Genomic DNA, 17725 nt, shown 5'->3' on the forward strand with positions numbered 1-17725 from the left:
ACCCGTCATCACGGGTTGGCGTTTTTTTTCATCCGCGCGATCGCCGCGCGTCAGCCACGCACCGCCTTCACGACGTACTGGCTCGTCGGCACCACGTCGATCTTGTCGAAATCGATGAAGCGTCCGCAGCTGTCCATCATCTCGGCCACGTTGCGCTGGAACTTCTCTTCGTCGCCGACCGCATCGAAGAACGCGTACGGATCGGTCATCGCCGCGGCCGGGAAGCATTCCTCGACGATTGCGTCATAGCCGGGCGCAGCATGCGTGAGCGCGCGCACGACCACGTTCTGCACGTACAGGAAATTGTCCTGCGTATCGATCGCGACGCGTGTGTGATGTCCGTGCCACACGTCGAGCCATGCTTCGTGTGAGAGGCGCGGCGGGCGCTTCAGGAACGCGAGCTGCGAGAAGCCGCTCGTGCGCTCGCCGGCTCGCGCCGGAAAACGCGTGTTCGGAATCGGCTGCGACTCGGTGACGAGATACGCGGCCATGTGCGGGACGACCGCGCGCACCGCGTCGTCGAACGGCTGACGGAACATCGGGTTCGCGCTGTCGACCCACACCGCGACGATTCCGTCGATGCCCGGGTGCGTGTTGGTCTGCTTCAGGCCGGCGGCCGGCGCGACATCGGCGTCGGCGACGTTCACCTGCACGCCGTGCGCGCCGAGCGACAGCAGCTTGTCGGCAAGCTGCGCGCGCACGCTGCGGCTCCACGGCTCGGGTGCGGCCTGCGCATCGCGCCACAACACGTAAATGACTTTTTCCATTGCTCCGGCTCCAGGGGGAAATGACGGGATCGGCGGCATTGCCGCCGGGTTTCAGGAAGCGTTGATGGCCGGATCGGTCGCCTCGACCGAAGCGGCCGCGTCGTGTGCGCCCGGTGCGAAGCGGTTCGCGGTCAGCGTGAACGACGGCGGAATCGGCGACGTGACGGTTTCGAACAGGCGCTCGTGACGTGTCGCGTGAATGCGCCACACGCCGTCGCGCTTCACGTACTGGTCGTCGTAGAACGCGGTGCCGTGCACCAGGTAGTTGTCCTCGAGATTGATCGCGTGATCCTCGAGAAACCACACGCCGCACGCGTGATCGGCGGACACCAGCGTGAGCTCGGGGTGATGGCCGTGATGCATCGTCAGGAAGGTCGGCTTGCCGATCAGCGCGCGCAGGCTTGACACGAACGCGTCGCGGCCGTCGTACGCATAGCGTCCGCCTTGCAGCCGCACTTCGCAGTCCTCGGTCAGACATTGTTCGAGCAGCGACCAGTCGTGCGTGTCGATCGCGCGGAAATACCGGTACTTCAGCTGGCGGATCTGCTCGTATTCGTAGAGCGTGCGGGTCGTCTCGTCCATCGCCGTATCTCGTGGTGGTGTCGTTCGATGGTAGGAACGAAGCCGCCCGCGTGACATCGTCTGATCGGACGAACGCCGCGACGGCTGCGTTCACCCCTGCCGATACGGACCATCGGGTTCATCCAAACAGGTGATGGCCGGCATCTCGTGCGCCTGTAACGTGGCGTCGACGCGGCTTCGATCCGCGCACACGAGACCAAGGAGACGGCATGACCCCGATCGAACGAATGGAAGTGCGCGTGCGCAGGCTCGAGGACGCCGACGCGATCCGCCGCCTGAAGGCGCGCTATTTCACGTGCTGCGACCGGAAGGACCCGCAAGGGATGCGCGACTGCTTCGCACCCGGCACCGTGCACATCGACTACGGCCGGATCGGCACGTTCGACCATCGCGACGCGCTTGTCGACGTGTTCGAGCGGCTCGGCTGCCATCCGCACATCGTCGAGATGCACCACGGCGTGAATCCCGACATCACTGTGCTCGACGACACGCATGCGCGCGGCACGTGGGGCCTGCATTACCAGATGCTCGACACCAATGCGCGCACGCTCACGCAGCTCGGCGCGACCTATGACGACGAATACCGGAAGGTCGACGGCGAATGGAAGATCGCGGCCACGCGCTGCGTCGTCACGTCGACGCTGTCCGCCCGTTACGACGGCGAAGCGCCGGGCGTGCTGTTCGCCGGCGCGCAGCCGCCGGCCGCGTGACGCACACCAGCCACGCCGGTTGAGAACCTTCCCCAGGAGACATCGAACATGACACAGAACCACGAGGCGCCGGTTGCCGTCGTGACGGGCGCGTCGCGCGGCGCGGGCAAGGGCATCGCGCGCGCGCTCGGCGCGGCCGGCATGACCGTCTACGTGACGGGCCGTTCGCAGAACGACGGCGACGCGCCGCTGCCCGGCACGATTCACGAGACTGCGCGCGGGATCGACGCGCTCGGCGGCCGCGGGATCGCGGTCGCGTGCGACCACGCGGACGACGCGCAGGTGAAGGCGCTGTTCGAGCGCGTCGAGCGCGACAGCGGCCGGCTCGACATCCTCGTCAACAACGCGACTTACCTGCACGACCAGCTGATCCTGCCGGGCCCGTTCTGGGAGAAGTCGCTCGACCTCGTGAACATTCTCGACGTCGGGCTGCGTTCGGCCTACGTCGCGAGCTGGCACGCGGCGCCGCTGATGGCGAAGCGTCGCAGCGGGCTGATCGCGTTCACGTCGTCGTTCGGCGCGAGCTGCTACATGCACGGTGCCGCGTACGGCGCGCAGAAGTCCGGCGTCGACAAGTTCGCGAAGGACATGGCCGTCGACCTGAAGCCGTTCGACGTCGCGGCCGTGTCGATCTGGATGGGGCCGCTGCGCACCGAACGCACGACGCGCGTGTGGGACGAGCATCCGGACCTGTACAAGGAATTCTCGCTCGTCGCCGAGAGCCCGGAATTCACCGGTCGCGTGATTCATGCGATCCACGCGGACCCGCAGCGCATGGCGCTGTCGGGGCAGGTGCTGGTCGGCGCGGAAGCCGCGCTGCAGTACGGCATCGCGGATCTCGACGGCAAGCAGCCGCCGTCGTATCGCGAATTGCTGGGCGGGCCCGTGCAGGCCCATCCGGCGATCGTCGCCTGAGGAGCACACATGGGCATTCTCGAAGGCAAGGTTGCGCTCGTGACGGGCGCGGGGCAGGGCGTCGGGCAAGGCGTCGCGCAGGCGCTCGCGTCCGAAGGCGCACAGGTCGCCGTGGTCGGCCGCACGCGCGACAAGCTGGTCGCGACCTGCGAAGCGATCCGCGCGCGCGGCGGTGTCGCGGAGCCGTTCGTATGCGACGTGATGGACGCCGCGCAGATCGCGCGGTGCGTCGATGCCGTCGTCGAGCGCTTCCGCGGCGTGCAGATCCTGATCAACAACGCGCAGGTCGTGCCGCTCGGCCGGCTGCTCGACGTGAGCGACGCGGACTTTTTCGCGGGCCTCGAATCGGGTCCGATTGCGACGCTGCGGATGATGCGCGCATGCCATCCGCACCTGAAGGGCGACGGCGTGATCGTCAATTTCGCGTCGTCGGCCGCGGTGCGCTGGGACACATCCGGTTATGGCGCCTACGCGGCGACCAAGGAAGCGATTCGCGCGCTCACGCGTGCGGCCGCCTGCGAATGGGGCGCCGACGGCATCCGCGTGAACGCGGTCGCGCCGCATGCGCTGTCGCCGGGGCTGAAGGGCTGGGTCGATGCGAACCCGGACGAAGCCGCCGCGTTCTTCCGCACGATTCCGCTCGGCCGCGTCGGCGACTGCGAGCAGGACATCGGGCGCGCGATCGTGTTTCTCGCGAGCCGCGACGCCGCGTACCTGACAGGCGCGACGCTGCCGCTCGACGGCGGGCAGGCGTATTGGGGCTAACGGCGGGCGCGGCGTAACACATCGCGGCATCGCCAATCGAGGGCCGGCATGCACGTGCACTCAGCGCGTCGCGGCCGGCAAACCGGAATCGGAAAGCATCGAAGAGAGGACGACATGGGTCGACTGGAAGGAAAAGTAGCGATCGTCACGGGCGGCGCGCGCGGGATGGGGGCGGCGACGTGCAGGCTGTTCGTCGAAGAGGGCGCGCGCGTCGTGATCGGCGACGTGCTCGATGCGGAAGGCGAAGCGCTCGCGCGCGAGCTCGGCGACGCGGCGCGCTTCATGCGGCTCGACGTGGCCGACGAAGCGAACTGGGCGCGCGTCGCCGACGCGACCGTCGAGCAGTTCGGCCGCATCGACGTGCTCGTCAACAACGCGGCGGTGCTGATGTTCGGCGCGATCACCGAGTTGTCGAAACGCGATTTCGAGCGCGCGGTGTCGATCAATCTCGTCGGCACATTCGTCGGCATCCACACGATCGCGCCGCGGATGATCGCGCAACGGAGCGGGTCGATCGTCAACATCTCGTCGGTCGACGGGCTGCGCGGCGTGAATGCGCTGGCCGCCTACGTGTCGAGCAAATGGGGCGTGCGCGGGCTGACGAAGGTCGCGGCGCTCGAACTCGGCCACCAGGGCGTACGCGTGAATTCGATCCATCCGGGCGGCGTGAACACCGCGATGTCGAATCCGACCGGCGCGCCGCTCGACGAAGTCAACAAGCACTACACGCACGTGCCGCTGCAGCGCGTCGGCCTGCCCGACGAAATCGCGCGCGCGACGCTGTTCCTCGCGAGCGACGAAGCGTCGTACTGCAACGGCGCCGAGCTCTCCGTCGACGGCGGGATGGCGGCGGGCGCGTATTACCCCGGATTGCCGGGCGCGCCGTTTTGAGCGGGGGGGGCGTGTTGCGTGCTTGAGCAGATGTTTGTGTACGCAACCTAATTCGGGGTTTGCCTGAATATCGAAAACGTGAATTCGCGCGCCCCGCGCTCACGTTCGCAGCGCGCGCGAGCGGCAGGCTGAAATTGCCGCTCGTGCGAAACCCTTGCCGGGCGGACATCCCGGCCGTTTCGTCCCCAAAGCGCACGCGCTGGCGCCGTGAAACGGACCCGCGGGCAACCGGCGTGCCGGCCCACCGTCACAGTTGTTTCTTGTTGCAACGCAACGCCCGCTCGATATCGGCGATGGTATGCTGGCCGGAATGGAGTTGTATGGCAGGTTGCTTGCATGGCGAAACTCGCGTTCGCACCCTCTAACGAGACTTCACCTTCTCTCGCACGCATCGCGGCATCGACGCGCGCTCCGCTCGCGCGTCCCGTCCTGCGCGCCGCCGCACCCTGCGCTCCAATCGCATACCCCATCTCGCGGGCTCGCCCCGCATCCCCCATCCCCGCCCAATAATCTGGAGACATCCTCATGTCGCAAAACACTTTGGCCGAAGCAACACACGGCCCGCTGATCGCTCCGCCGGCGTTCGTCAAACATCGCAAGCTGATCGACTGGGTGTCGCGCATCGCGGCGCTCACGGAGCCCGAGCGCGTCGTGTGGTGTGACGGTTCGCAGGAAGAATACGACGCGCTGTGCCAGGCGATGGTCGACCAGGGCACGCTCACGCGCCTGAACCCGGCGAAGCGCCCGAACTCGTATCTCGCGCAATCCGATCCGTCGGACGTCGCGCGCGTCGAGGATCGCACGTTCATCTGCGCGGCCTCGCGCGACGACGTCGGCCCGACCAACAACTGGATCGAGCCCGCTGAAATGCGCGAGACGCTCAACGGCCTGTTCCGCGGTTCGATGCGCGGCCGCACGCTGTACGTCGTGCCGTTCTCGATGGGCCCGCTCGGCTCGCCGATCGCGCACGTCGGCGTCGAGCTGTCCGACAGCCCGTACGTGGCCGTGAACATGCGGATCATGACGCGCATGGGCCGCGACGTGTACGACGTGCTCGGCGAGGACGGCGAGTTCGTGCCGTGCGTGCACAGCGTCGGCCATCCGCTCGCAGCGGGCCAGCAGGACGTGCCGTGGCCGTGCAACCCGGTCAAGTACATCGTGCATTTCCCCGAGACGCGCGAAATCTGGAGTTTCGGCTCCGGCTACGGCGGCAACGCGCTGCTCGGCAAGAAGTGCTTCGCGCTGCGCATCGCGTCGACGATGGGCCGCGACCAGGGCTGGCTCGCCGAACACATGCTGATCCTCGGCGTGACGTCGCCGGCCGGCAAGAAGTATCACGTCGCGGCGGCGTTCCCGTCCGCGTGCGGCAAGACCAACTTCGCGATGCTGATTCCGCCGCAGGGCTTCGACGGCTGGCAGGTCACGACGATCGGCGACGACATTGCGTGGCTGAAGCCGGGCCGCGACGGCCGCCTGTATGCGATCAACCCGGAAGCCGGCTTCTTCGGCGTCGCGCCGGGCACCGGCGTGAAGACCAACCCGAACGCGATCGCGACGCTGAAGGAGAACGTGATCTTCACGAACGTCGCGCTGACGGAAGACGGCGACGTGTGGTGGGAAGGGCTGACCGACACGCCGCCCGCGAAGCTGACCGACTGGCAGGGCAACCCGTGGACGCCGGAGATCGGCAAGGAAACCGGCCGCAAGGCCGCGCATCCGAACTCGCGCTTCACGGCGCCGGCGTCGCAGTGCCCGTCGATAGACGCGGACTGGGAGGATCCGGCCGGCGTGCCGATCGACGCGTTCATCTTCGGCGGCCGCCGCTCGACGACGGTGCCGCTCGTGACCGAAGCGCGCGACTGGGTCGAAGGCGTGTACATGGCCGCGACGATGGGCTCGGAGACGACCGCCGCGGCGGTCGGCCAGCAGGGTATCGTGCGCCGCGACCCGTTCGCGATGCTGCCGTTCTGCGGCTACAACGTGAGCGATTATTTCGCGCACTGGCTGAAGCTCGGCAAGCAGCTCGAAGGCGCGGGCGCGACGCTGCCGAAGATCTACTGCGTGAACTGGTTCCGCAAGGACGCGAACGGCAAGTTCGTGTGGCCGGGTTTCGGCGAGAACATGCGCGTGCTGAAGTGGATGCTCGATCGCCTCGAGGGCAACGGCGGCGGCGGCGACCATGCGTTCGGCGTGTCGCCGGCCTATGACGACCTGCACTGGGACGGGCTCGACTTCACGCGCGAACAGTTCGATGCGGTCACGTCGATGAACGCGGACGAATGGCGCGAGGAGCTGAAGCTGCATGCGGCGCTGTTCGATACGCTGAAGCTGCGGCTGCCGGCCGAAATGACCGACACGATGAAGAAGATCGAGCAGCGCATCGGCGGCTGACGGGTCGCATCGACGTAACGAAGTCGCGACTGAGCACACGAATGTCCCGCCGCCGGCGTGCAGCGCCGGCGGCGGGACATTTTCGTTTCAGCGTTGCGCATGCTGCGCCGGCCGTGCGCTCACGCGCCGCACTGCGCGACCACTTCGTTCACCGCGCGTTGCACGTCGCCGCGCCGGTAGCGCAGCAGCGCGATATCGGCCGGATCGGGTTCGTACGACACGACGTTGCCGCGCCCCGTATAGATCGCGATGTCCGGCAGCAGCGGATGCTCCTGGTCGAGCGCCGGCACCGTCTGCGGATTGCCGGCCGCGCGGAAGAACGCCGCGAAGTAGTCGGCGAAGCTCAGGTTCTCGTCGCCGACGAGATAGGCCTTGCCGGACTCGCCGCGCTGCAGCGCGCCCCAGATCGCTTCGGACAGTGATTGCGTCGAGATGAAGTTGCTGCCGCCGGCCGGCCCGTACACTGGCAGCCCGGCGAGCTTGCCCTGCGCATAGCCCGTGTACGCGGCGAACATCTCGTTGCGCAGCCCCGGCACCGAGCCGACCACGAACGGCGCATTCACGCTGCACACCGCGAACGACGGCGACGCGAGCGCGCGCACGCGTTCGTCCGCGAGATGGCGCGAGCGCACGTACGGCACGGTGTCGACGAGCGCCGGCGCGACCTGCGGATAGAAACTGCCGACCAGCACCGCGCGCTTCACGCCCGCGTCGCGTGCGAGTGCGAAGAAGCGCGGCACCGCGTCGACGTTCGCGCGCTCCCAGTGCGCAGCCTCGTCCGTGCCGGGCGGCAGGTGGCGAATGTCGTTGCCGGCCGCGAACACGACCGCGTCGAACGGCGCGAGATCGTCGCGCGTGAAGTTGCCGGCGACGTAGTCGCGCAGCAGCACGTCGAATTGCGCGAGCGCGCTGTCCGGCGCGGGCGACTTGCGCGCGGCGAGCGTCACGTCGTTGCCTTGCGCGCGCAGATGCAATGCGGCATGGCCGCCGATGAGGCCGGTACCGCCGATGATCAGGATTTTCATGGTGTCTCCGCTGGTGGCGCCGCTGCGCCGCTTGAATTGAACCGACGATCGAACGGACGAAGCCGCACCGAGGCGCGGCTGCCGTTCGGCACGCTGCTCAGAAATTGAAGCCGTTGCCGGTGACCACCGGCATGTTGGTCCAGAAACCGTTCGGGTCGCGATACCAGCCGGCCGCCGCGAGCGCGCCGCCGTCCACGTGCAGCGTCGTGCCGGTGACCCACGCGGCGAGCGGGCTCGCGAGGAACAGCGCGGCGCCTGCGATATCGCCGGCCGCGCCGAAGCGCCCGAGCGGAATCCAGCGCGGGATGTGGTCGCGATGCTCGGCAGCGACCATCGCGCTGACCGGCACCTGCGGCGTCTCGGTGGTCTCCGGTGCGATCTGGTTCACGCGGATGCCGGCCGGCCCGAGTTCGAGCGCGAGGCTTTTCGTGAAGCCGGTCAGCGCGGCCTTGAACGATGCATAGACGGTGCAGTTCGGTATCGCGCGAAAGCCTTCGATCGACGATACGCCGACGATGCTGCTGCCCGAGCCGCGCTTGCGCAGCAACGGCAGCATCGCGCGCGTGACGATGAACACCTGGCGCAGGTTCACGTCGAACAGTCGCGCGATGTCGTCGTCGGTGTAGTCGTCGAACGGTTTCGCGATCTGCAGGAAATCGCCCACGTTGTTGACGAGCACGTCGAGGCCGCCGAAGCGCGCGTCGAGCGTCCGCGCGAACGCGTTGATCTCGTCGCTGCGCGTGACGTCGACGGTGCCGACCAGCGCGTCGACGCCCGCGGCTTCGAGCGCCCGGCGCACGTCGAGTGCGCGCGCGGGGTCGAGTTCGGCCACGGCCACGCGCGCGCCTGCCGCGCCGAACGCTTCCGCGCACGCGCGGCCGATGCCCGCGCCGCCGCCGGTGACCAGCACGGTCTTGCCGGTGAATGAAATCATCGATTCACTCCTTTGAACAGGAAAGTGCAGCGCCGCGTCACAGCGACGCAACGAGTTGTGCGTTGTCGATCCGCAGCTCCGCACCGTTCACGAAGCGCGATTCGTCGGATGCGAGGAACAGCACGAGATTCGCAACGTCCTGCGGATCGCACATGCGCGCCATCGGATCGTTGCCGATGCCGAGCTCGGCCGGATCGAGGCCGGGCATCAATGCCTGCGTCATCGGCGTCCAGATACCGTCCGGATGGATCGAGTTGCAGCGGATCCGGTAGCCGCTGCGCTTGCAGTGCACGGCGACGCTGCGTGCGAGCGCCGTCACCGCGCCTTTCGAGCCGGTGTATGCGCACATCATCGGCAGCCCGCCCAGCGCGGCGACCGACGACATCATCACGATCGAGCCCGGCGTGTCGTTGTGCTTCATTGCTCCGATCGCGTACTTGCAGCCGAGAAAGTAGCCGTCCGCGTTCACGCGCAGCACGCGCCGCCACGTGTCGAGGCTCGTGTCCTCGATCGAGCCGACCGGGCAGATCGCCGCGTTGTTGACGAGCACGTCGAGGCGGCCGAAGCGCTCGAGCGTCGACGCGATCGCGTGCCGCCAGCCGTCTTCGTCGGCGATGTCCTGATGCACGAACAGCGCGGTGTCGCCGATCTCGCGCGCCAGTGCGCGGCCCGCGTCCTCATCGATGTCGGTGAGCACCACGCGGGCGCCTTCGGCGGCGAGCAGCAGCGCATCCGCGCGGCCGACACCACTCGCCGCGCCGGTGATCAGCGCGACCTTGTTTGCGACTCGATTCATGTTCGATCGATCTCCGTTGAGGTTGAAGGAAGGCGAGTGCTCATGCGGCGCCCGGCGCACGGCCGGCCTTGACCGCGTCGAGCGCGGCCGCGCCGTAGATCTGCGCGATGGTGTCGTCGACGCGCGGGTTGGTGCGCAACTCGTGGCCGCCGTCGACCGCGAAGCTCTGGCCGGTCACCCAGCCCGACTCCGGGCCAGCGAGATAGCGCACCGCGTGCGCGATCGCTTCGGGTTCACCGAGCGTGCCGAGCGGGATCTGTTCGAGAAAGCTGTCGACCAGCGCGCGGTTGTCGAACATCGGCGCGGTCGCTTCGGAGCGCGTGAGGCCAGGGCGCACCGCGTTCACGCGGATCCTCGCGCCGGCCAGTTCCTCGGCCGCGCCGCGCACGAGCGCTTCGAGCGCGGCCTTCGCGGTGCAGTACGCGGTCAGCCAGCGGAAATTGATCTGCGCGGCGGTCGACGAGATGCAGACGATCGCGCCGCCGCCGCTGTCGGCGAGCCGCGGCGCGGCATGACGGATCGCGGCGAACGCGCTGTGCAGGTTCAGCTCGAGTTCCGCGCGGAAACTGTCGGCGTCGTGCAGCAGCAGCGGCCGGAACCCGGCGCCGCCGACCGTCGGCACGACGATGTCGAGACGGCCGTCGAGCGCCCACGCGGTGTCCAGCGCGGCCTGCAGGTCGGCTTCGTCGCAGGCGTCGCCGGCGTGAATCGCGACGCGGCTGCCGGGCACCGCGTCGGTCAGCTGCCGCTGCGTGCGTTCGAGCGCGTCGCGGCGGCGGCCCATCAGCACCACGGCCGCGCCATCGGCGACGAGCGCGTGCGCGCAGGCCGCGCCGATGCCGCCTGCGCCACCGGTGACGAGCGCGGTGCGGCCGGCGAGGGGAAGGGGCGGTCGCATCGTTCAGCCCTCCAGCGGCAGGTCTTGCGACCAGTCGACGTGCAGCGTGCGCGCGGCGAAGCGCCACGTGCCGCCGTCGAACACGCAGCGGTCGCGGTAGCGCAGCCCCCAGTCGAGCTTGCGCTTCACGCCGTCGCGCACATAGACGTGGCACGCGACGCCGTAGGTCTCGACCTCGGCCGCGTCGCCGTCGAGCGTGACGAGCTGGTTGTGCACGTGATGCTGGGTCGTCTCGTAGCGCTCGATCACGCTCATGCCGGCGACGATCGCGTCGCGGTCGTCGAAGCGGAAACCGGGGCCGTCGAGTTGCGCGTCGGCGGTGAAGAGGGTGGCGAGGCGCGGCCAGTCGCGCCGGTCGACGGCTTGCGCGTAGCGACACGCAAGTTCGTACAGCGCGTGGCGGGGATTCGAATCGGTCATGCAGTGCTCCCGTGGTGGAACGGAAAGGGTCGGCCGCGTCGCGAGTGCGGACGCGGCGGCATTGCGACGTCGACGCGCAGGTTCGCATCGGACCGATCGATCCTCATCATCCATACGGAGCAGGGCAAGGATCGGGGAAAACACGGGGATCGACGGCTGCGCATCGTCCGATGCTGCGATGCAGCGGCGGGTAGGCGCCATTCGTCCGACGATCGCATGGCCAATCGCAACAGGCCGCGACAGGTGCTTTCCGGATTCGCGCGACGACCCGGTGGTGCAGCGATGCTGCAACGCGGCACGGCGCACGCAGCCCGCATCGCGTTTGCCCCTAGTCGAAATGGACGATGGCCGGCGGCCCGGCGCTGGCTAACGTGCAGTCATCCGGTGCCGCTGCCTGTGGCCAGTGCGCCGGAAGCGAACCGCGACAGCGGCCAACCGGAGGGGACGACGATCATGAGACTGACGACTCGCAAGCTGTGCGTATTGGCGATGGGCACGTTCGCGGCCATGGCAATGGCGCGATATGGAGCCGATCAGGTCCCGTCGCCACCGTATGCGGCCGGCATCCTGCAATGCCGCTCGGTCGACCCGAACGGCCTGCCGACCGGTTGCGTGCCGATCGATCCTGCGCACTTCGGTTTCGCCGCGATGCGCGGCATGTGACGCCGGCGCGGCCGCGCGCCGTGCCTGCCGAAAACCGGCGTGGCGCGACGGCGTATGGACGGCCTGCACGCAGGCGGTCGCGCAATCGCTGCAGGTCGGCCGGATCGCGCTGCCGATCCGGTGTCACGTCGCTCGACTCCTCGTACTCGCGCCACGACGCGCGGCTTGCAGGCGCGCCGCGCGCGCTCGCATCCGTATCAGCAAGGTCGACGGTCCGGGCGGTGCTGCGCCGCGACCGCCGCCTTTCACCGATTCCCTTCACGCCGACCCATTGCCCATGTCATCCGAATACGCTTTGACCCGCCCCCTGAACGTCCGCGACGTGCATCGCTGGGACGCCGAACATGATGTCGTGATCGTCGGCTTCGGCGCGTCCGGCGCATGCGCGGCGATCGAAGCCGCGAGCGCCGGCGCCGACACGCTGATCGTCGAGCGCGCGTCGAGCTACGGCGGCACGAGCGCGCTGTCCGGCGGCGAGATCTATCTCGGCGGCAGCGGCGGCACGCCCGCACAGCGGCAGGCCGGCTTCAGCGACGACACCGAGGACCTGTATCGCTACCTGATGCTCGCGGGCGGCCGCGACGCCGACGAGGCGAAGGTGCGCCTCTATGCGAACGAGAGCCTCGCGCACCACGACTGGCTCGTCGCACAGGGCCTCACGTACAAGAACACCTTCATCGCCGAGCGGATCGTGGAACCGGAAACCGACGACTGCCTGATCTGGTCGGGCAGCGAGGAAGCCTGGCCGTTCAGCGAGGTCGCCAAGCCGTGCCCGCGCGGTCATACGCCGCAATGGACGGGCTGGGGCGGCGGGCAGTTGTTGATGCGCGTGCTGGCCGAGCGCGTGCAGGCGCTCGGCGTCGCGACGCGCTACGACACGCGCGCACTGGCGCTGATCGTCGACGATGCCGGCGCGGTGCGCGGCGCCGTGCTGCGCGCCTACGGCGAGACGGCATTCGTGCGGGCGCGCCGCGCGGTGATCCTGTGCGCGGGCGGTTTCGCGATGAACCGCGAGATGGTGCGCCGGCACGCGCCGCAGTTCCTGCGTTCGGACGAACCGATCGGCAGCCCCGGCGACGACGGCTCGGGCATCCTGCTCGGCCAGAGCGCCGGCGGCGCGACGATCCACATGGACCAGGGCTTCGTCAGCCTGCCGTTCTACGCGCCCGAGTCGCTGATCCACGGGATCTTCGTGAACGCGCGCGGCCAGCGCTTCATCAACGAGGACGGCTATCACGGCCGTACCGGCCATCACGCGTTCCACCAGGCCGACGACCGGATCTACCTGCTGGTCGACCAGGCGACCTACCAGGAGCCGCCCGCGATCGCGCGGATCGGCATCGCGGCGGCGGGCGAGACGTGGGAGGAAGTCGAGCGCGACCTGCGGATGCCGGCCGGCACGCTGACGGCGACCGTCGACGTCTACAACCGTCATGCGGCCGAAGGCGCCGATCCGCTGTTCCACAAGGCGAAGAAGTGGCTGAAGCCGCTGATCGAGCCGCCGTTCGTCGCGCTCGATTGCCGGATCGACTACGCGTTCTACCCGCATTTCACGCTCGGCGGGCTCGATACGCTGCCGACCGGGCAGGTGCTCGACGCGGCGCGCGCGCCGGTGCCGGGCCTCTACGCGGCCGGCCGCACGACCTGCGGGCTGCCGCGCTGGGGCGCCGGGTACAGCTCGGGATTGTCGCTGGCCGACGCAACGTTCTTCGGCCGGCAGGCCGGCCGCCACGCCGCCCATACGGCGAGCGACGCGTTGCGTAGCGCCGCATAGCGCAGCGCCGGCGGGATAACGACGCCGCCCCGGGCAACTGCGTTGCACCGGGGCGGCGCCGTTATAGCGGGGTGCCGGTCGGCCGGTCGTCAGCGGAGATCGAGCGCGTTCGTCAGGTCACCCGGCGGCGTCGCGCCGCGCGACGCGAACGCCTTGTCGCGCGCGGCGACGCCGTCGAGCGGCGCGAGCCCGTGCACGCGGCTGATGAAGCGCAGGATCGAGTTGGTGTCGTACAGCGTGTGATCGACGTAGCCCTTCTTCGCGAACGGCGCGATCACGAGTGCCGGAATCCGCGAGCCGGGGCCCCAGCGGTCGCCGACCGGCGGCGCGACGTGATCCCACCAGCCGCCGTTCTCGTCGTGTGTCATCACGATCACGGTGTTCGCCCACTGCGGGCCGCGCCGGATGTGCTCGATCACGTTCGCGATGTGGCGATCGCCCGATTCGACGTCGGCATAACCCGCGTGCATGTTCAGGTTGCCCTGCGGCTTGTAGAACGCGACGGCAGGCAGGCGGCCCGCGTCGATGTCGGCGATGAAGTGGTTGGTCGACGGCTCGTCGCCGAGGCCCGCGTCGCGCAGGTGCTTGCGGCGCGCTTCGGTGCCCGGCGCGTAGTTCACGAAGTAGTTGAACGGCTGGTGGTGGTACTGGAAATCGGGAACCATGCCCGTATCGCGGTGCTCGAGCGCATACTGCCACGCGCCGCTGTACCACGCCCAGTCGACGTTTTTCTCCGACAGGCGGTCGCCGATCGTCGCATAGCCTTGCGGCGGGATGACGCGATGGTCCGCTGGATCCGCATACGCGGCGTTGCCCGGGTCGGGCGGCGGCACGTAGCTCGGTTGGTACGGCGGCGCCATCGTGTTGACGCCGTAGCCGTCGGGCGTCAGCGGGCCGTCGACCGCGAACTTCGGCGGACCCTCGAGCGCGGACGCCGGCGAATCGGCGGCGGGCGTCAGCCGCGTGCCGGCCGGATCGTCGCCGTCGACCTTCGACAGCAGCTTGGCCGCGTGCGGATGCTTGTGCGCGTCCGGGTACATTGGCGGCTGCGCGGAAATCAGGAACATGTGGTTGAGCCACGAACCACCGAAGGCCGCCATGAAGAAGTTGTCGCACAGCGTGTATTGCCGCGCGAGGTTCCACAGCCGCAGCGTGTCGGCGGAGTTGCGGTAATGGCCCATCACGAGGCCGCCCGAGTCGGCCCACGCGGCGAACTGGTTGTTGCGGCCCGCGGCGATCTGCATCTGGTTCTGGTAGAAGCGGTGCCACAGGTCGCGCGTGATCACGCCGTTCGGCAGCGGCTTGCCTTGCGCATCGGCGATCCGGAACGGCGCGTTCGGCAGCGTGTCGATGTCGCGCTCGGCGATCGCGTAGCGCTTGCCATCCACTTCCTGCGCTTGCGGCACGAGCCCGCCCCAGATCTTCGGCAGCGTCGGCAGCGGCGTCTTGCCGTCGCGATCGAGCTGCTGCGCATGCTCGGGCCGCACCTCGCTCAGCGGATAGCGCACGCCCGGGAAGTCGCCGTACAGGTTCGTGAAGCTGCGGTTCTCCGCATAGATCACGACGATGTGGCGCACCTGCCGGCGCAACGCTTCGTCGAGCCGCAGGTCGGCGGCGGCGCGCGGCGCGCTGCCCGGCGTGGTTTCGCAGCCGCTGAGCGCGACGCCCGCGCCGAGCGCGGCGAGGCCGCCGAGCACACGGCGGCGGTCAGGATCGGCGGGAAGGTCGTCGGGGCGATCGGGGGTGTCGTTCACGTCGTGTGCTCCTCGAATGGGCGGTGGTCGTTCGATGCGCGGCAGCGTCGCACAGCCTGCCGCGACGCGGGACTGGACGGGACGCAACAGCCGGCCTCGCGCCCGGGCGGGGGAAGATCGGCTGTCACAAAAATGTCACGAAGGCGACTATAACGCGGCAGGCAGCATCGTTGAAAGGTATTTGTCGGACGATGCGCGACGCCTGCGCGCGAACTAGACTTGAATCATGGGCGGCGCGTGACGACGTGTTGTCCGGGCGAAGGTCGCCTGGCGGCGCCTTCGCGGTGTCATTCATGCGACGAAACGAGGCGACGATGGGGCGGATTCATTCCGTTTGCGCGTGGCTGCCGATGTCGCGCGCCGGGCGGGCGCGCGTGCACGCGTAAGCGCGCGCGTCGACGTACGCGCGGCCGGCCCGATGCCATGGACAGGAAATTCGACTACGCAGGATTGCTGATCGCGGCGGGCTTCTTCGTGCTGTTCGCCGCGCAGTTGCTGATGCTGCGTCCGACGTCGACGGTGATCGCATACAGCGACTTCCACCGGCTCGTCGCGGCGCAACTCGTCGACGATCTCGAGATCGGCGCCACGTCGATTACGGGCACGCTGAAGATGCCGCAGGCCGGCACGATGCTGCCGGCGTCCGAAGTCGAGGCGGTGAGGCTGGCCGGCGCGCCGCCGCGCTTCACGACCAACCGCGTGACCGACCCGCAGCTGATCGACGCCTTGAGCGCCGCCAGCATCCGTTTTCACGGTGCGTCCGACACTGGCTGGATCGCGTCGCTCGCGTCGTGGCTGGTGCCGCTCGTCGCGTTCGTGTTCATCTGGAACCTGATGCTGCGCAAGCGGGGCGGGCTGCAGGACTTCACCGGGATGGGCAAGAGCCGCGCGCGCGTGTACGTGCAGCAGGAAACCGGCATCACGTTCGACGACATCGCGGGCATCGACGAAGCGAAAGCCGAACTGCAGCAACTCGTCGCGTTCCTGCGCAACCCCGATCGCTACCAGCGGCTCGGCGGCAAGATCCCGAAGGGCGTGCTCGTCGTCGGCGCGCCGGGCACCGGCAAGACGCTGCTCGCGCGCGCGGTGGCCGGCGAGGCGGCCGTGCCGTTCTTCTCGATCAGCGGCTCGGCGTTCGTCGAGATGTTCGTCGGCGTCGGCGCGGCGCGCGTGCGCGACCTGTTCGAACAGGCGCAGCAGAAGGCGCCGTGCATCGTGTTCGTCGACGAGCTCGACGCGCTCGGCAAGGTGCGCGGCGTCGGCCCGATGTCGGGCAACGACGAGCGCGAGCAGACACTCAACCAGTTGCTCGTCGAGATGGACGGCTTCCAGGCCGGCTCCGGCGTGATCATCATGGCCGCGACCAACCGGCCGGAAATTCTCGATCCGGCGCTGCTGCGCCCGGGCCGCTTCGACCGTCACATCGCGATCGACCGGCCCGACGTGAACGGCCGCCGCCAGATTCTCGGCGTGCATGTGAAGCGCGTGAAGCTCGGCGCCGACGTCGACCTCGGCGAACTTGCATCGCGCACGCCGGGCTTCGTCGGCGCCGATCTCGCGAACGTCGTGAACGAGGCCGCGCTGCATGCGGCCGAACTCGGCAAGCCGGCGATCGCGATGGAAGACTTCGACGAGGCAATCGACCGCGCGCTGACGGGCCTCGAACGCAAGAGCCGGGTCATGAACGCGCAGGAAAAGCTGACGATTGCGTATCACGAGGCCGGCCATGCGCTCGTCGCGGAAAGCCGCGCGCATTGCGATCCGGTGAAGAAGGTGTCGATCATTCCGCGCGGCGTGGCCGCGCTCGGCTACACGCAGCAGGTGCCGACCGAGGATCGCTATGTCCTGCGCCGCAGCGAGCTGCTCGATCGCATCGATGCGCTGCTCGGCGGGCGCGTTGCGGAAGAACTCGTGTTCGAAGACGTCTCGACGGGCGCGCAGAACGATCTCGAACGCGCGACCGCGATGGCGCGCCACATGGTCATGCAATACGGGATGAGCGAGAAGATCGGGCTCGCGACCTTCGATGACGGCGATGCGCGCACCGGCATACCGGGCGCATGGCATGCGAGCGATGGCCGCTGCAGCGAGCACACCGCGCGCGTGATCGACGACGAGGTCCATACGCTGCTCACCGACGCGCATGCGCGCGTCGCGGCCACGCTCGGTGAGCGTCGCGATGCGCTCGAGCGCATCGCGCAACGGCTGCTCGCGTGCGAGGTGCTCGAACGCGACGCGTTGCAGGCGCTGATCGCCGGGCGTATCGAATCCACTTCCGCGCCATCCGTATCGTCCGCTGCCGAGCGCGGGCCGAGCGCGGGCGCGAATGCGCCGGAGCAGGCGTCGTCGGTCGAGCGCGATTTCGTCGCGTACGGGCCGCCGCGCGAACCCGAGCGCTGAAGCGCGGATCTCGCGCGCAGCCCGCGGGCGGCCACGATCG

Annotated in this window: 16 protein-coding genes; 8 read left to right on the forward strand and 8 right to left on the reverse strand. The window is 68.8% G+C overall.

The window, feature by feature from the left end; genetic code table 11:
• Window positions 1-50: 50 nt before the first annotated feature.
• On the reverse strand, window positions 51-767 hold the full coding sequence (locus GEM_RS20515) for an EthD domain-containing protein (RefSeq protein ID WP_014899298.1): 717 nt from the start codon (window positions 765-767) through the stop codon (window positions 51-53).
• A gap of 51 nt (window positions 768-818) precedes the next feature.
• Complete coding sequence (locus GEM_RS20520) at window positions 819-1349, reverse strand: nuclear transport factor 2 family protein (protein ID WP_014899299.1); 531 nt, start codon at window positions 1347-1349, stop codon at window positions 819-821.
• A 209-nt stretch (window positions 1350-1558) separates the two neighbouring features.
• On the opposite strand from GEM_RS20520, the gene GEM_RS20525 reads away from it, so the two are divergent.
• From GEM_RS20525 to GEM_RS20545, 5 genes are all read left to right on the forward strand, one after another.
• The gene (locus GEM_RS20525) at window positions 1559-2059 is read left to right on the forward strand and encodes a nuclear transport factor 2 family protein (protein WP_014899300.1); all 501 of its coding nucleotides are present in this window, start codon (window positions 1559-1561) and stop codon (window positions 2057-2059) included.
• A 48-nt stretch (window positions 2060-2107) separates the two neighbouring features.
• Window positions 2108-2974 (forward strand): SDR family NAD(P)-dependent oxidoreductase, encoded by an 867-nt coding sequence (locus GEM_RS20530; protein ID WP_014899301.1) that lies wholly within the window; start codon window positions 2108-2110, stop codon window positions 2972-2974.
• A gap of 9 nt (window positions 2975-2983) precedes the next feature.
• Complete coding sequence (locus GEM_RS20535; RefSeq protein WP_014899302.1) at window positions 2984-3739, forward strand: SDR family NAD(P)-dependent oxidoreductase; 756 nt, start codon at window positions 2984-2986, stop codon at window positions 3737-3739.
• Between the two features lie 114 nt (window positions 3740-3853).
• Window positions 3854-4630, forward strand: coding sequence for a glucose 1-dehydrogenase (locus tag GEM_RS20540; RefSeq protein WP_014899303.1), 777 nt, complete (start codon window positions 3854-3856; stop codon window positions 4628-4630).
• 525 nt (window positions 4631-5155) lie between these two features.
• Window positions 5156-7021 (forward strand): phosphoenolpyruvate carboxykinase (GTP), encoded by a 1866-nt coding sequence (locus GEM_RS20545; protein ID WP_014899304.1) that lies wholly within the window; start codon window positions 5156-5158, stop codon window positions 7019-7021.
• Window positions 7022-7140: 119 nt separating this feature from the next.
• Here GEM_RS20545 and GEM_RS20550 read toward each other — a convergent pair whose 3' ends face one another.
• The 5 genes from GEM_RS20550 to GEM_RS20570 form a co-directional block, all read right to left on the reverse strand.
• Window positions 7141-8046: an NAD-dependent epimerase/dehydratase family protein gene (locus tag GEM_RS20550; RefSeq protein ID WP_014899305.1), complete on the reverse strand. Its 906-nt coding sequence runs from the start codon at window positions 8044-8046 to the stop codon at window positions 7141-7143.
• Window positions 8047-8143: 97 nt separating this feature from the next.
• Window positions 8144-8980: an SDR family NAD(P)-dependent oxidoreductase gene (locus GEM_RS20555; protein ID WP_014899306.1), complete on the reverse strand. Its 837-nt coding sequence runs from the start codon at window positions 8978-8980 to the stop codon at window positions 8144-8146.
• A gap of 37 nt (window positions 8981-9017) precedes the next feature.
• Window positions 9018-9776, reverse strand: a complete 759-nt coding sequence (locus GEM_RS20560; protein WP_014899307.1) for an SDR family oxidoreductase — start codon at window positions 9774-9776, stop codon at window positions 9018-9020.
• A gap of 40 nt (window positions 9777-9816) precedes the next feature.
• Window positions 9817-10674: an SDR family NAD(P)-dependent oxidoreductase gene (locus GEM_RS20565; RefSeq protein ID WP_014899308.1), complete on the reverse strand. Its 858-nt coding sequence runs from the start codon at window positions 10672-10674 to the stop codon at window positions 9817-9819.
• A gap of 3 nt (window positions 10675-10677) precedes the next feature.
• Window positions 10678-11094: a nuclear transport factor 2 family protein gene (locus GEM_RS20570; RefSeq protein WP_014899309.1), complete on the reverse strand. Its 417-nt coding sequence runs from the start codon at window positions 11092-11094 to the stop codon at window positions 10678-10680.
• Window positions 11095-11310: 216 nt separating this feature from the next.
• On the opposite strand from GEM_RS20570, the gene GEM_RS32310 reads away from it, so the two are divergent.
• Window positions 11311-11757 (forward strand): hypothetical protein, encoded by a 447-nt coding sequence (locus GEM_RS32310; RefSeq protein ID WP_272148444.1) that lies wholly within the window; start codon window positions 11311-11313, stop codon window positions 11755-11757.
• Window positions 11758-12034: 277 nt separating this feature from the next.
• Window positions 12035-13531, forward strand: a complete 1497-nt coding sequence (locus GEM_RS20580; protein WP_014899311.1) for an FAD-dependent oxidoreductase — start codon at window positions 12035-12037, stop codon at window positions 13529-13531.
• A gap of 89 nt (window positions 13532-13620) precedes the next feature.
• Here GEM_RS20580 and GEM_RS20585 read toward each other — a convergent pair whose 3' ends face one another.
• Window positions 13621-15285, reverse strand: a complete 1665-nt coding sequence (locus GEM_RS20585; protein WP_014899312.1) for an acid phosphatase — start codon at window positions 15283-15285, stop codon at window positions 13621-13623.
• A gap of 423 nt (window positions 15286-15708) precedes the next feature.
• Between GEM_RS20585 and ftsH the strand changes: the two genes are divergently transcribed.
• On the forward strand, window positions 15709-17685 hold the full coding sequence (gene ftsH / locus GEM_RS20590) for an ATP-dependent zinc metalloprotease FtsH (RefSeq protein ID WP_014899313.1): 1977 nt from the start codon (window positions 15709-15711) through the stop codon (window positions 17683-17685).
• Window positions 17686-17725: the final 40 nt, after the last annotated feature.

The sequence above is a fragment of the Burkholderia cepacia GG4 genome (assembly GCF_000292915.1).
Classification (GTDB): domain Bacteria; phylum Pseudomonadota; class Gammaproteobacteria; order Burkholderiales; family Burkholderiaceae; genus Burkholderia; species Burkholderia cepacia_D.

Excerpts from the sequence above, each read along its gene's own strand:
- GEM_RS20515 (WP_014899298.1), bottom strand. The coding sequence starts at position 767 with ATGGAAAAAGTCATTTACGTGTTGTGGCGCGATGCGCAGGCCGCACCC.
- GEM_RS20520 (WP_014899299.1), bottom strand. The coding sequence starts at position 1,349 with ATGGACGAGACGACCCGCACGCTCTACGAATACGAGCAGATCCGCCAG.
- GEM_RS20525 (WP_014899300.1), top strand. The coding sequence starts at position 1,559 with ATGACCCCGATCGAACGAATGGAAGTGCGCGTGCGCAGGCTCGAGGAC.
- GEM_RS20530 (WP_014899301.1), top strand. The coding sequence starts at position 2,108 with ATGACACAGAACCACGAGGCGCCGGTTGCCGTCGTGACGGGCGCGTCG.
- GEM_RS20535 (WP_014899302.1), top strand. The coding sequence starts at position 2,984 with ATGGGCATTCTCGAAGGCAAGGTTGCGCTCGTGACGGGCGCGGGGCAG.
- GEM_RS20540 (WP_014899303.1), top strand. The coding sequence starts at position 3,854 with ATGGGTCGACTGGAAGGAAAAGTAGCGATCGTCACGGGCGGCGCGCGC.
- GEM_RS20545 (WP_014899304.1), top strand. The coding sequence starts at position 5,156 with ATGTCGCAAAACACTTTGGCCGAAGCAACACACGGCCCGCTGATCGCT.
- GEM_RS20550 (WP_014899305.1), bottom strand. The coding sequence starts at position 8,046 with ATGAAAATCCTGATCATCGGCGGTACCGGCCTCATCGGCGGCCATGCC.
- GEM_RS20555 (WP_014899306.1), bottom strand. The coding sequence starts at position 8,980 with ATGATTTCATTCACCGGCAAGACCGTGCTGGTCACCGGCGGCGGCGCG.
- GEM_RS20560 (WP_014899307.1), bottom strand. The coding sequence starts at position 9,776 with ATGAATCGAGTCGCAAACAAGGTCGCGCTGATCACCGGCGCGGCGAGT.
- GEM_RS20565 (WP_014899308.1), bottom strand. The coding sequence starts at position 10,674 with ATGCGACCGCCCCTTCCCCTCGCCGGCCGCACCGCGCTCGTCACCGGT.
- GEM_RS20570 (WP_014899309.1), bottom strand. The coding sequence starts at position 11,094 with ATGACCGATTCGAATCCCCGCCACGCGCTGTACGAACTTGCGTGTCGC.
- GEM_RS32310 (WP_272148444.1), top strand. The coding sequence starts at position 11,311 with ATGGCCAATCGCAACAGGCCGCGACAGGTGCTTTCCGGATTCGCGCGA.
- GEM_RS20580 (WP_014899311.1), top strand. The coding sequence starts at position 12,035 with ATGTCATCCGAATACGCTTTGACCCGCCCCCTGAACGTCCGCGACGTG.
- ftsH (WP_014899313.1), top strand. The coding sequence starts at position 15,709 with ATGGACAGGAAATTCGACTACGCAGGATTGCTGATCGCGGCGGGCTTC.